This window comes from Candidatus Nanopelagicales bacterium, from assembly GCA_030700225.1.
GTDB lineage: Bacteria > Actinomycetota > Actinomycetes > S36-B12.
In genome coordinates, this window is the sequence record JAUYJT010000064.1 from 35,512 (window position 1) to 49,621 (window position 14,110).

Sequence of the window (14,110 nt, forward strand, 5' to 3'; positions counted from 1 at the left end):
AGCTGCTAGGCAACACCATGCCGCAGGTCGCGGACGCGATGGAGCAGGCTTGCCGTGCGCGAACGACGAGCTTCGGGGGATCGGTGCGCGTAAGGTGCCGAATATGGTTGCGGACTGGGACGTGGCCGAGGCCCGAGCTCGCGACGACGTGATGGATGAGGCGCTTGCCGCCGCTGACGCGGTTCACCTGGAAACCGTCCCCGACCTGGCCGACTTCCTGCGCGTCTACTTCCGGGGCGTGGCGGTAGAGGATCTAGCGCGCGTTGACACCCTGGACCTGCTAGGGATGGCGCTGTCACATCGCCGTGCCGCGGAGCGCAGGCATCCAGGGGAGACGATCGTCTCGGTGTTCACCCCGACGGTTGAGGAGCACGGCTGGTCGAACGGCCACACAGTCGTCGAAGTCGTCACCGATGACATGCCGTTCCTGGTTGATTCGGTGTCCGCTGGATTGTCGCGCGCGCAGTGCCTGATCCACATGGTGATCCACCCGGTAGTGACCGCGACCCGGGACAGCGACGGACTGTTGCTGCGGGTCGAGGCGTCCAACGGCAGGCCAGTGCTGGATCAGCCAGACGCTGGGATCGAGTCGTGGATCCATTTCGACATCGATCGTGAGTCCGACCCCAAGGAACTCGAGCAGCTCAGGGCCCACTTGCTGAGCGTGCTGCGAGATGTCCGCGTGGCTGTGGAGGACTGGCCTGACATGAAGATGGTCGCTGAGACGATCACCGAGAATCTCACCACGCGGCCAGTCCCGGGGTTGGACGCTGGGCTCCAGTCCGAGAACGTGGAGTTCTTGCGCTGGCTCATGCGTGAGCACTTCACTTTCCTGGGGTACCGCGAGTATGACTTGGTTGCCAGCCGCGAGGGTCTAGGCATCCGCGCCCATCCCGGCACTGGACTGGGCATCTTGCGCGACAGCGAGCGGGGCAAGGGCGCGTTCAGGTTGCTGCCAGAGGAGCTTCAGCGACGGGCACTTGGCCTGGGACCCCTGATCCTGACCAAGGCCAACAGCCGCTCGACCGTCCACCGGTCCGCGTATCTGGACTACGTGGGTGTGATGCGTTATGACGAAGCCGGCGAGGTGATCGGCGAGCACAGGTTCCTTGGCCTCTACACAGCCGCGGCCTACAACCAGTCGATCCGGCGTATCCCGGTGCTTCGGGAGAAACTGCGCCAAGTCCTGGCTAACAGCGGTTTCACCAGGGAGTCCCACACCGGCAAGGACTTGATGCAGTTCCTTGAGACATACCCAAGGGACGAGTTGTTCCAGGCTGACGCGGACGAGTTGCTGAGGACCGCGATGGCTGTTCTCCGCATGCAGGAACGCCATCAGACCAGAGTCTTCGTGCGGCGCGATCCTTACGGCCGGTTCGCGTCATGCCTGGTGTACTTGCCCCGCGACAGGTACACCACGACGGTGCGTCTGCGCATGGAGTCGATTCTTCGGACAGCGTTCAACGCCGAGTCAGTGGACTACCGGACCCGCCTCAGCGAGAGTGTCCTGGCCAGGCTGCACTTCGTTGCCCGGGTCCGACCCGGCGACACGCTGCCCGATCCTGACGTTGAGGAGCTCCAGCAGGATCTCGCGGCGGCCGCGCGGCTTTGGGATGACGAGTTCGCGGACGCGGTGTTGGAGGGTGTCGGCGAGGAGGAGTCCACACGCCTCGCCCGCAAGTTCTTGCCCGCGATCCCTGAGGCATACAAGGAAGCTTTCCCGGCACGGACTGCGGCAGCCGATATCCGTCACTTGGACACGCTCGAAGAGGGTGCCACGGAGCTCAACCTCTACAGGCCCTACGGAAGTCCGATCCGCCAGCGGCGGCTCAAGATCTACCGCTCGGGAGAGGCCGTGTCGCTGTCCCGGATACTGCCGGTTCTCAGAGACATGGGCGTTGACGTCACAGATGAGCGGCCTTTCCGGCTAGTGGATGACCAGGGACGGGCGTTTCGGATCTATGACCTTGGGCTGGTCTTCGACACCGACGACGTTCCCAAGTCGGATTCGATCAAGGAGCGCTTTGAGGAAGCGTTCGTGCAGACCTGGCGAGGCCGCGCGGAAGTGGATGGTCTGAACGCTCTGGTCGTGGCCGCCGGGCTGACCTGGCGCGAAGTCGCGCTTGTGCGGGCGCTCACTAGGTACGCCAGGCAGGCTCCACTGCCATTCAGCCGCGAGTACGTCGAGCGGGTGCTGCTGGGACACATCGACATCGTTCGCAAACTTGTGAAGTTGTTCCACGCCAGGTTCCGCCCAGGAGATCAAGATCCGGTGGTTCGGGACGCCCGCGAAGGGCACATGCGAGCGGAGCTCAACGCCGCGCTGGACGCTATCGCGAGCCTGGACGTCGACCGGATTCTCAGGTTCTTGTTGACGTTGATCACGTCCTGCGTGCGGACCAGCTACTACCAAGTCGCCGAGGAGGGCGTTCCGCTGCGCATCTCATTCAAGTTCCAGCCCAAGCTGATACGTGAGCTGCCGGAGCCCAGGCCGGACCGCGAGATTTGGGTCTATGCGCCAGACGTCGAGGGGGTCCACCTGCGGTTCGGTGCGGTCGCTCGCGGGGGGATCCGCTGGAGCGACCGTCCGGAGGATTTCCGCACCGAGATCCTGGGGCTAGTAAAGGCCCAAGAAGTCAAGAACGCCGTTATCGTGCCGTGCGGAGCCAAGGGCGGCTTCTACGCTAAGGGGCTTCCGGACGCCGCCACCGATAGAGAAGCGTGGCAGGCAGGAGGTCGCGACGCCTACAGAAGGTTCATCTGCGGACTGCTGGATCTGACCGACAACCGCGAGCGCGGAGTGACCATCCCACCTGACAACGTCGTGCGGTACGACGGAGATGATCCGTACCTAGTGGTGGCCGCCGACAAGGGGACCGCGAAGTTCTCCGATCTGGCCAACGAAGTATCCGCGCAGTACGACTTCTGGCTCGGCGACGCGTTCGCGTCGGGAGGATCGGCGGGCTTCGACCACAAGGCCATGGGGATCACCGCCAAGGGCGCCTGGGAGTCAGTCAAGCGCCACTTCCGTGAGATTGGCCTCGATACCTTGTCGAAGGACTTCACATGCGCCGGCATCGGTGACATGAGCGGCGACGTCTTCGGCAACGGAATGCTGCTCAGTGACCACATCAGGCTGGTGGCGGCGTTCGATCACCGCCACGTGTTCTTGGACCCTGACCCCGATCCGCTGACGTCGCTGGCTGAACGCCGGAGGCTTTTCGACCTGCCTCGCTCGTCGTGGGCTGACTACGACAAGTCGTTGCTCTCCGAAGGCGGCGGAGTGTGTTCGCGGTCGGCCAAGTCCGTGAAGGTCGGCCCGGAGGTGCGCGCGGCCCTGGGACTTGCCGATGACGTCACCAAGCTCACGCCGAGTCAGGCCGTCCGCGCGATCCTGAGTGCGAACGTTGATCTGCTCTGGAACGGCGGCATAGGCACCTACGTGAAGTCTTCTCAGGAATCCAATGCGGATGTGGGGGACAAGGCCAATGACCTAGTGCGCATCGACGGGCGGGACCTTCGTTGCCGTGTGATCGGAGAAGGGGGAAACCTGGGGTTGACACAGAGGGGAAGGATCGAGGCCGCCCGGGCAGGAGTTCACCTGAACACCGACGCCGTCGACAACTCCGCTGGTGTGGATACCTCAGACCACGAGGTCAACATCAAGATCCTGTTGGACGGAGTCGTCAGAGATGGCGATCTGACGAACAAGCAACGCGACCATCTGCTCAAGAAGCTGACCGGGGATGTCGCGGAGCGCGTCCTGTTGACCAACTACGAGCAGAACCGCGTCCTTGGCAGTGCTCGCGCCCACGCCAGTGCCATGGTCAATGTGCACGCCCGAATGATGTCGGACCTGGTTGCCAGCGGAGAGCTCGACCGTGAACTGGAGTTCCTGCCAAGTGACGAGGAACTCGCGGAGCGGATGGCGACCGGAAGAGGGCTCTTGTCGCCCGAGCTGAGCGTGCTGCTGGCCTACGCGCGCCTGTCGCTGCGAGCCGCGTTGGCGGACAGTGACATGTCATCAGACTCACGCCTTGGGCTCGCCATTGAGCGCTACTTCCCCCATGAGTTGGTGAAGCGGTTCGGAAGCAAACTCAAGTCCCATCCACTCGCTGCCCAGATCGTGAACGCGCAAATCGTGAACGAAATGGTGAACAGGGGCGGGATCTCGTTCGCCACGCGCCTCGCCGAGGAGACTTCCGCCTCCCCGCTTGAGGTCGTCCGAGGGTTCGCGTTCTCGCGGTCGGTGTTCGACCTGCCGCAGGTCTGGGGCCGTATTCAGGCCCTGGACGACAAGGTCCCGGCGGATATCCAGGACGGAATGTTCTTAGAAGCTCGTCGGCTGCTGGATCGGGGGACGAGGTGGTGGGTGCAGTCAAGGGGATCCAGTGCGGACCTTGATAGCGAGCTGTGCCGCTGCGAATCGCCCATGGCGCGGCTGATCGAGCGGCTGCCCGAACTGTTGCGAGGGGTGGAGAAGGACCGCTTCGATTCGCAGGCGGCGGATCTGGTGGAACGGGGTGTCCCGGAGGACCTGGCGAGGGACGTGGCCGGGCTGCTGGATCGTTTCCCACTGCTGGACGTGATTCAGATCGCGGCCCGCACAGGCGAGACGCCCGATGACGTCGCTACCGTGTACTTCTGCGTCAGCGAGCGTTACGGCATGGATGAGTTCCTGACATGGATTTCGGACTTGCCCCGTGAGGGGCGCTGGCAGGCTCTGGCCCGGCTGGCTTTGCGCAGTGATCTGTACCAGGCCATCGCGGCGGTCACGACGCAGATAGTCCGCGCCACGAGCGGCTCTGAGATGGACCGCCTGGACCAGTGGGAGTCTGAGAACAGGGCGGAGGTAGCTCGCGTTCGCGAGACTCTGGCGGAGATCTCCCAGGTTGATCCGCAGAGCTTGGCTACCTTGTCGGTCGCGCTGCGGGCGGTACGGACTCTGGTCGTCCAGGCCAAGTCCTGACTTGGCGTACGCTGATTCGTTGTGGCGGATAGTGATCAGGTGCAGGTTCTGGCTGACCTGGACTCGACCCTGGCCAGCATCGAAGCGGTCATCGATATTGAGGCGGCGCGAGTCGAGATCGCGCGTCTTGAGCGTCAGGCGGCTGATCCGGGCCTGTGGAGCGACCAGGCCAACGCTCAGCGGGTGACCTCCCGGCTCGCGGCGGTGAAGCAGGATGTGCGGCGGGTCGAGTCCGTTCGCGCCAAGCTGGATGACGCTGCCGTTCTGTTCGAACTCGCCGAGGCGGAGTCGGATTTGGATGCCGGGCACGAGGCGCAGCGGGAGCTCGAAGAAGCGCGCGCGGAGATCGCCGCGCTGGAAGTGCGGACTCTACTGTCGGGCGAGTACGACAAGCGCGGGGCGCTGGTCCACATACATTCCGGAGCCGGGGGAGTGGATGCCGCTGATTGGGCCGCGATGCTGCTGCGGATGTTCACCAGGTATTGCGAGCGGCACGGATGGGCATACGAGGTATACGACATCTCCTACGCCGAGGAGGCTGGGATCAAGTCGGCGACCTTCCAGGTCGACGCGCCTTTCGCGTACGGGACGTTGAGTGTGGAGCAGGGAACTCACCGGCTGGTGCGGATTTCGCCGTTCGACAACCAAGGACGAAGGCAGACGTCATTCGCGCGGGTGGAAGTGCTCCCCGTGACGGATCAGACCGACCACATTGAGATCCCGGACAGCGAGGTCAGGGTGGACGTGTTCCGGTCATCCGGGCCGGGTGGGCAGAGTGTGAACACCACCGATTCGGCGGTGCGCTTGACCCACGTCCCGAGCGGGATCGTCGTGTCATGCCAGAACGAGAAGTCGCAGATCCAGAACCGCGCGGCCGCGATGCGGGTCTTGCAGTCTCGGTTGCTGGAGCTTCAGCGCCAGCAGGAGAAGGCTGCGATGGACGCCCTGAAGGGGGACGCGAGTGGTTCTTGGGGCGACCAGATGCGTTCATACGTGCTCCACCCGTACCAGATGGTCAAGGATCTGCGCACGGGCGCCGAGACGGGCAATACGTCCGCGGTTCTCGATGGCGACCTGGACATGTTCATCGAGGCCGGGATCCGGTGGCGCATCACGGGGCAGCAGGCCTGATCGTAAGAATTGCGAAGGCCCCGGGATGGGGGGAATCCCGGGGCCTTCCACCTGGAGGGTGTTGCACCGTGGGGGTACGGTGCTGGCTCTGTCGGAAGTTGGGGGGATATCCGATGAGCCTTTTCTGTGAGTCCATAATGACGTTTAGCAACGTGACGCGCATCACCCGGTCATAACGATTTGGTAACGAAAGGCTGCGGGTTATCCACAGGGCGCGGTTCGGATCTAGTCCGCGGCCCCCTCAGTGCCCGGACCGGCCGGTGGGTGGCGATGCGCTTCAGACCGCCGAGCCAGACCGCCGAGCCAGACCGCCGCGGATTCAAGTTTGGGAACATTCGCGGGTAATCCTTCCTGGATGCCCGCGCTTGTACATAGACTGCGCGGGCCGGGGGGCCATGTGGGATCGGAAGAAGGCTGCAGATGCGTGAGGCAGGGCGTTGATCCGCTTCGAGAACGTCACCAAGCTGTACAAGTCCCAGCAGACCCCCGCGCTGCGGGGAGTCAGCGTCGACATTGAGAAGGGTGAGTTCGTCTTTCTCGTCGGACCGTCTGGCTCGGGCAAGTCGACGTTTCTGCGATTGTGCTTGAAGGAAGACGATCCGACTTCGGGAACCGTCTGGGTGGCGGGCAAGGATGTGGGCAAGCTTCCTTCCTGGCGCGTTCCACACCTGAGGCGGCAGATCGGCACGGTGTTTCAGGACTTCCGCCTACTCCCCAACAAGACCGTCGAGGAAAATGTCGCCTTCGCCCTGGAGGTCATAGGCAAGCCCCGCACTGCCATCCGTCAGGTGGTGCCGGAAGTTCTCGAACTCGTGGGCTTGGACGGCAAGGAACGCCGCTTCCCGCACGAACTTTCCGGTGGCGAGCAGCAGCGCGTTGCGATCGCGAGGGCTTTCGTCAACCGACCCGCGATTGTTATCGCCGACGAGCCAACCGGGAACCTCGACCCAACGACTTCCATCGGAATCATGAAGCTGCTCGACCGCATCAACCGAACGGGCACCACAGTTGTCATGGCCACGCATGACTCCCAGATCGTGGACCAGGTTCGCAAGCGCGTCATCGAGCTGGAAGACGGCGCGGTTATCCGTGACCAGGCTCGCGGCGTCTACGGGCACACCCACTAGCCAGGAGGATCGCGATGGGATTCCGCTTCGTCATGGGTGAGGTCTGGACTGGGCTTCGCCGGAATCTGACGATGACGATCGCCCTGATCGTCACCATCGGGGTTTCGCTGGCGCTGTTCGGGGCCGGTGTGCTCGTGCGCCAGCAGGTTGGCCAGATGAAGGGATTCTGGTTCGACAAGGTCGAGGTTTCTGTCTTCATGTGCACGAAGAACTCGCAGGAGCCTTCATGTACCGGAGCGGTCACGACCGCTCAGCGCGATCAGATCAAGGCTGACCTCGAAGCCCTGAGTCCGCTGGTTTCGGAGATTTACTACGAGACGTCGCAGGAGGCCTACGACAGGTTCAAGGAGCAGTTCAAGGGATCGCCCATCGTCGATGACGCCACGCCTGATGACCTCGGGGAGTCGTACCGGGTCAAGCTGACCGACCCTGACAGATACGCGGTGATCACCAAAGCGTTCACCGGAAGGCCCGGCGTCGAACGCGTGGATGATCAGAAGCAGGTGCTCGACAAGCTGTTCAGGCTGCTCGACGGCCTCCAGGCGATCTCGCTCGGGATCGCGGCCGCCATGCTGCTGGTGACCGTGCTGCTGGTCGGCAACACGATGAGACTGGCTGCGTTCAGCCGACGGCGAGAGACCGGGATCATGCGCCTGGTCGGGGCGTCTAAGTTCTACATTCAACTTCCCTTCGTATTGGAGTCCGTCATTGCCGCGGCGGTGGGTGCGTTCCTTGCGATTGGGGCGATGGCGGGGGTGAAGCTCCTTCTGGTCGACAGGTTCCTTGAGCCGGAATTCCGGTTCACTCCGTTCGTGGGCTGGGAAACGGTGTGGCAGACGGCGCTGTTGATGCTCGTGCTCGGCGTTGGCCTATCGGCGGTGTCGGCCGTATTCACGTTGCGCAGGTGGCTGCGCGTCTGAGGTTCGGAACAGGGGACGCCACATTACGAAACGGAAATACAGCTGCGGAGTTACCGATCTGGCGCCAATTGGCGATGTAGCGTGGCGGGCGTGACAGCACATACTTCGAGGCGAGCAGGCGCGCGGTCCTCAACGGGCCGGGGTCTTGCCAAGGCCTCGGTCGGGGCTGCGGTGGCTTTCGCCTTGTCGCTGGGGCTCGTGACTGGGCCGGGCGCCCAGGCGGACAACCTCACTGACCGCAAGCGCCGCGTCGAATCGCGCCTTGACGACGCGCAGGACGGTGTGAGCTCGGTCAACAAGAAGATCGCTCGCGCGACGCGCCGTGTCGTGGACGTACAGGCCCAGTTGCCAGCCGCGCAGGCCAACCTGAAGCGGGCACTCGACGCCAAGGCGGCGGCAGAGGCGGCGAACGCCAAGGCAGCTGCGGCCCTAGATCAGGCTACGAAGGAAATGATCGCGGCTGAAGCCAAGCTCGCGAGACTGGAGAAGCGGCTCGAGGAGTTGCGGGCCAGTGTGGGCGACTTCGCCCGGCGCGCCTACCAGATGGGTCCCTTCGCCGAAGTCGAGATGCTGTTGGATGCGGAGGATCCGGCCGAGTTCACAGACCGGCTGGCCGCTATCCAATCTGTGGGGAGATCGAAGAACAACACGCTCGCCCAGATGAGCGCCGATCGCGCCGACATGGCCTACACCGAGCTACGGCTGGAGGCGCTTCGAAAGGCCGCTCAGGACAAGAAGGCTGAGGCCGCGGCCCGGGTCGCCGAGGCTAAGGCCGCTGCGGAAGGGGCGGCTGCCGCCAAGAGCCTCGTCGACGCCCTTGTCAGACAGAAGCAGTCAGCCTTGCGTTCCGTCCGGGCCAAAGGCGCTGCCATCAAGGCCGAGTACCAGCGTCTCGCCGCAGAGCAGGAGCGGATACGCCAGGAGATCGCGGCGGCCGCCGCACGGCTGGAGAACTCCACCGGCATCAAGCCAGGAACCGGAACCGGTTCGGGTGCCTGGTACTTCCCGCTGCCGGGGTACGCCATCGGATCTGACGCCGGCTGGCGGTTCCACCCGATTCTGCATTACATGCGCTGTCACGCGGGGGCTGATATCGGGGCGCCGTCGGGTGTGGCCATTCGCGCTGCGGACAACGGTGTCGTCCTCACAGCGGGCTACAGCGGCGGGTATGGCAACTTCACGGTCATCGCTCATGGTGGGGGCTTGACCAGCGGGTATGCCCATCAGAGCCAGATCAGCGTGGGCGTCGGACAGCGAGTGAAGCGGGGGCAGGTCATCGGATACGTTGGCACGACCGGCCTTTCGACCGGACCACACCTGCACTTTGAGGCCCGGGTAAACGGGCAGCCGTACAGCCCCAAGGGTTGGTTCGGGCAGGGGCCCAAGATCCCAGTCTGCGTTTAACGCCTCGGCGAGGCACACTTGTCGGATGCCACGTGAGACGGGCCGCAAGCTGATAGCGGCCAATCGCAAGGCACGTTACGACTACGCCGTGGATTCCACGTATGAGGCCGGCATCGTGCTAGTGGGCACCGAAGTGAAGTCCCTGCGGGCAGGACGCGCCACGATCGTTGACGGCTACGCCACGATCAGGGATGGCGAAGTGTGGCTCTACGGCGTGCACATCCCTGAGTACACGATGGGTAGCTGGACGAACCACGAGCCGCGTCGGCCGCGCAAGCTGTTGCTGCATGGCCACGAGATCAGCCGGTTGATGGGCAAGACGAAGGAGTCGGGTATGACGTTGATTCCGCTCTCGTTGTACTTCTCCGACGGCCACGCGAAAGTTGAACTCGCCCTCGCGCGAGGGAGGCATCGGTACGACAAGCGTCAGGCGATAGCGGAACGGGAGTCCAAGCGCGAAACCCAGCGCGCGATCGGGCGCAGGATGAAAGGCCGGGAGGCGAACTAGCAATGGCAGGATTCGACGAATTCATAGACGGCTTCTACCCCTACCGCCGGGAGACTCAGTCCTACAAGTCGATCCCCGAGGAACCGCGGCCCAGGGCGGAAGTGCTTGCGGAGATCGCTGGCATGGCGGGTCGCGAGGACGCAATGGGAGACGACGGGCGCGTTTCGGGAAGCCTCTACAGCGGCGACCACGAGCACTACGAGTACTTGGGGGAAGTGTTCACGCTGTTCTCCCACGCCAACGTCCTGCAGCGTGACATGTACCCGTCGGCCACGAAGTTCGAGGCTGAGATCGTTGCGATGGCGCTCGACCTGGTGCATGGCTCGGCGGCTGGTGGCGATGCCTGCGGTGTCGTCACCGGTGGAGGTTCGGAGAGCCTGATCACCGCGCTGTACAGCTACCGGGAGGCTGCTCGCGAACGCGGAGTCACAAAGCCCAATCTGGTCATGCCGAACACGGCTCATGTGGCGTTGGACAAGGGTGCCTACTGGATGGACATCGAGGTGCGGCACTCCCCCGTGGGGGACGATTGCAAGGCCGACGTCGCCGCCATGGCGGACATGGTCGACGACCAGACAATCGCCGTTGTGGGGTCCGCCGGGAACTACCCATATGGCGTGATCGACCCGATCCCCGAGATCGCCGAGTTGGCCGCGAGCAAGGGCATCGGGATGCACGTGGATGGGTGCCTTGGAGGATTCGTGTGGCCATGGGCCGAGGAACTCGGCTACCCAGTGCCGCCGTGGGACTTCCGAGTACCTGGAGTCACGTCGATCTCAGCGGACACGCACAAGTACGGGTATGGGCTGAAAGGCACATCGACTTTGATGTATCGGACGAAAGACCTTCGTCGGCATCAGTACTTCACGCACGCGACCTGGCCCGGAGGGCTGTACCTGTCGCCGGGACTGGCTGGTTCGCGGTCCGGCGGTTTGATCGCCGCGACGTGGGCGGCGATGGTTACGACAGGTCGTACAGGGTACTTGAGCGCGGCGAAGGCGATCCTTGAGACGGCGGCGACGATCCGGGCGGGGGTCGAAGCCACGGACGGCGTAGCGCTGATGGGTGATTCGCTGTTCGTCGCGGCCTTCCGCGCTGACGAGGAGGGGTTGGACATCTACCTTGTCAATGACGCCTTGAAGCGCGACGGTTGGCGGCTGAACTCGCTGCAGTTACCCGCGGCGTTGCACTTCTGCGTGACTAGACCGAACACCAAGCCGGGGGTCGCGCAGGAGTTCGTGGCGAGCCTGGGCCGGGCTGTGGACTACGCCCGCGAGCATGTCGGCACGCCGGCGGAAAGTGGGGCGATGTACGGCTTCGGTGCGACACCGCAAGGCCGTCAGACGATGATGCAGCTGATGTCGGGCGTGCTCGATGCGATGCATGAGGTGGCCCCGGCCGTGGAGGAGTCCTGACATGAACCAGGCCACGTCGTGGATCCTTGGCATCGATCTTGGTAACGGTGGGCCGAAGGTCGCCGCCGTAGCCCCGGACGGCACGATCCTGGGCACCGGCTTCACCGGAGTAAGCGTCCACTTCGGGCTGGATGGCTCGGCGACCCAGGACGCTGAAGAGTGGACCCGGGCTCTGGCTGACGCGGTTGCGCAGGCCCTCGATTCGGCTGGGGTGTCAGGAGATTCGCTGCACGCGATCGGCATTACTGGACAGTGGGGTTCGACGGTGCCAGTTGGAGCTGACGGTGAGCCGGTGGGACCGGTGCTGCTGTGGGCCGACACCCGAGCGAAGCCGCTCATGCGTGACCTCGTGGGCGGACCCTTGTCCGTGTCGGGTTTCGCTCCGCACAAGGTCTTGCCGTGGGTCCGGGTCACAGGGGGTGCTCCCACTCCGAGCGGCGCCGACCCGACCGGTCACTCGCTGCTGCTGCAGAACGAGCTGGCGGACGTGGGGCGCCGCAGTCGTTGGTTGATGGAGCCGGTGGACTACCTGGCCTTCCGGCTGACCGGGCACGCGGCCGCGACGCCCGCGTCGATGATTCTGTCCTGGCTCACCGACAACAGGCCGGGCGCGAAGTTTGGCTACGATCCCGATCTGGTGCGGCGGTCCCGGCGCGACCCCCGTGCGTTGCCGGAGCTACTGCCCACTGGATCAGTGCAGGGCGAGCTCCAGCCGGAGATCGCCGAGCGGCTGGGCCTGCGGTCTGGCGTACCCGTGGTATGCGGGATCCCTGATGTGCACGCGGCCATCGTTGGCAGTGGGACGGTGGACCCGTTCGCTACTCACTTGGCGATTTCGACGACGGCGTGGCTGTCCAGCCGCGTTCCGTTCAAGAAGACTGACGTGTTTCACTCGATCGCGACGGTGCCGGGGCTCGACCCGGAATTGCCCCTGGTGGCGAACAACATCGAGACCGGCGGCGCCGCTCTGGCCTGGCTGCGCGAGCAAGTCATCGCCCCCAACGACGGTCTGATTGGCGGCGGCGCGGGAATTGGGGCTGAAGGTGCCGCTCCTCCGCGCGTTGAGCCCTCGTACGAAGCATTGATGGATCTGGCTGGAACCGCTCCGGCGGGCAGTGAGGGCGTCATCTTCGCGCCGTGGCTGGCTGGCGAACGAAGCCCGATCGAGGACAAGGCGCTGCGGGGCACTTGGCTGAACTTATCGCTGCGAACCAGCAGAGCGATCCTGGTCCGTTCGGTCCTGGAGGGCGTTGCGCTGAACGTCCGGTGGCTGATGGAGTACTACCAGAAGTTCATTGGCCGCGAGGTTCCAAGCGTGCGGATCATGGGCGGGGGGGCGCAGTCAGATCTGTGGAACGCGATCATTTCCTCGACCCTGGACTGTCGGGTGGAGAAGGTCGCGGATCCTTTGAACGCTCAGCTTCGCGGTGTGGCGCTGTGGGCCCGCGTTTGTCTGGGCGAACTGACACTGCGGGAGGCGGCTGACCTCGTTCCGGTGGAGGGAGTCTTCGAGCCGGATCCGCACGACCGCCTCGTCTACGCTGAGAAGTACCGCGAGTACCGGCGCCTGTACGGCACGCTGAAGGGCACCTACCGCCGCCTCAACGCCCGTGCGTGACCAGGACGTTCCCGGCTACATCGAGCAGCTCGGGATACCCGGGATAGTAGACGCCCACGCGCACTTCATGCCCGACGCCTTGCTGAAGCGGATCTGGACGTACTTCGATCAGGCTGGCCCGCTGCTGGGCCGCCAATGGCCGATCCGGTACAAGTGGACTCAGGAAGCCCGGGTGGCTCACCTGCGGGATATGGGCGTCGTCGGGTTCACGTGTTTGTCCTACGCTCATCGGCCCGGAATGGCCGAATGGCTGACCGACTGGGGTCTTGAGTTCGCCGCTGAGACCCTCCCCCACGGGGAAGAGGTGCCCCCAGGGGCGATCGCTAGCGGGACGTTCTTTCCCGAGCCGGGCGTGGACGCCTACGTTGCCTCGGCTCTCGACCGGGGCTGTCGGGTGTTCAAGATCCACCTTCAGGTCGGTGACTTCGACCCGCTGGACTCGACGCTGGTGCCCGTGTGGGGCCAGCTCGCGGACGCTGGCGTTCCGGTGGTTGTGCACGCTGGATCGGGGCCGATGCCTGGTCGGTTCACGGGCGCCGCTCGGTTCGGTGAGGTTCTCACGGCTCACCCCGGTTTGCGCGCGATCATCGCGCACATGGGGATGCCCGACGAGCGCGATTTCTTTGAGCTGCTGGACGAGTTTCCCGAGCTGATGCTCGACACGACCATGGTTGGCACGGACTTCATGGAGTCCATTCACCCGTTTGATGTCGGCCTCTTGCCGAGAATCCGCGATCTGGGCCTGTCTGGCCGGGTTCTGTTCGGTTCGGACTACCCGAACATCCCGTATCCATATGCCCACCAGGTCGAAGTGTTACGGCGCTGGGACTTGGGGGACGAATGGCTCGCCGCTGTGCTCTGGGGGAATGGGGCAGCGATCTTCGGCGTTAGCTAGGGCCCCGCCGTCCCGCCCCCCCCCCCGCCGCCCCCGCCGCCGAAGCGGCCGAAGCGGCCGTTCCGAACAAACGCGACCTTTAGGGTACAGACGCGCCCGTTCCAACGGGAGTTTCTTCCTGTA

The 14,110-nt window shown here is 64.3% G+C and carries 9 protein-coding genes; all 9 read left to right on the forward strand.

Annotation, left to right across the window (positions count from 1 at the left end; translation table 11 throughout):
- Positions 1-103 precede the first annotated feature (103 nt).
- The 9 genes from Q8P38_10360 to Q8P38_10400 all read left to right on the forward strand — a co-directional run bounded on the left by Q8P38_10360 (position 104) and on the right by Q8P38_10400 (position 13,987).
- The gene (locus Q8P38_10360; GenBank protein ID MDP4015005.1) at positions 104-4,969 is read left to right on the forward strand and encodes an NAD-glutamate dehydrogenase; all 4,866 of its coding nucleotides are present in this window, start codon (positions 104-106) and stop codon (positions 4,967-4,969) included.
- Between the two features lie 21 nt (positions 4,970-4,990).
- A complete protein-coding gene (gene prfB, locus Q8P38_10365) occupies positions 4,991-6,100 on the forward strand; it encodes a peptide chain release factor 2 (GenBank protein ID MDP4015006.1) in 1,110 nt (369 codons plus the stop codon).
- A gap of 437 nt (positions 6,101-6,537) precedes the next feature.
- Positions 6,538-7,227 (forward strand): cell division ATP-binding protein FtsE, encoded by a 690-nt coding sequence (gene ftsE, locus Q8P38_10370; GenBank protein MDP4015007.1) that lies wholly within the window; start codon positions 6,538-6,540, stop codon positions 7,225-7,227.
- Positions 7,228-7,241: 14 nt separating this feature from the next.
- The gene (gene ftsX / locus Q8P38_10375; protein MDP4015008.1) at positions 7,242-8,147 is read left to right on the forward strand and encodes a permease-like cell division protein FtsX; all 906 of its coding nucleotides are present in this window, start codon (positions 7,242-7,244) and stop codon (positions 8,145-8,147) included.
- 90 nt (positions 8,148-8,237) lie between these two features.
- On the forward strand, positions 8,238-9,551 hold the full coding sequence (locus Q8P38_10380) for a peptidoglycan DD-metalloendopeptidase family protein (protein MDP4015009.1): 1,314 nt from the start codon (positions 8,238-8,240) through the stop codon (positions 9,549-9,551).
- Positions 9,552-9,576: 25 nt separating this feature from the next.
- Positions 9,577-10,059, forward strand: coding sequence for an SsrA-binding protein SmpB (gene smpB, locus Q8P38_10385; protein ID MDP4015010.1), 483 nt, complete (start codon positions 9,577-9,579; stop codon positions 10,057-10,059).
- 2 nt (positions 10,060-10,061) lie between these two features.
- On the forward strand, positions 10,062-11,474 hold the full coding sequence (locus tag Q8P38_10390; protein MDP4015011.1) for an aminotransferase class V-fold PLP-dependent enzyme: 1,413 nt from the start codon (positions 10,062-10,064) through the stop codon (positions 11,472-11,474).
- 1 nt (position 11,475) lies between these two features.
- Positions 11,476-13,092 carry an FGGY-family carbohydrate kinase gene (locus Q8P38_10395; GenBank protein MDP4015012.1) on the forward strand — a complete coding sequence of 539 codons (1,617 nt, stop codon included), beginning with the start codon at positions 11,476-11,478 and terminating at the stop codon, positions 13,090-13,092.
- Positions 13,085-13,987: an amidohydrolase family protein gene (locus Q8P38_10400; protein MDP4015013.1), complete on the forward strand. Its 903-nt coding sequence runs from the start codon at positions 13,085-13,087 to the stop codon at positions 13,985-13,987. Before Q8P38_10395 ends, Q8P38_10400 begins: the two co-directional genes overlap by 8 nt.
- The last annotated feature ends 123 nt before the right edge of the window (positions 13,988-14,110 follow it).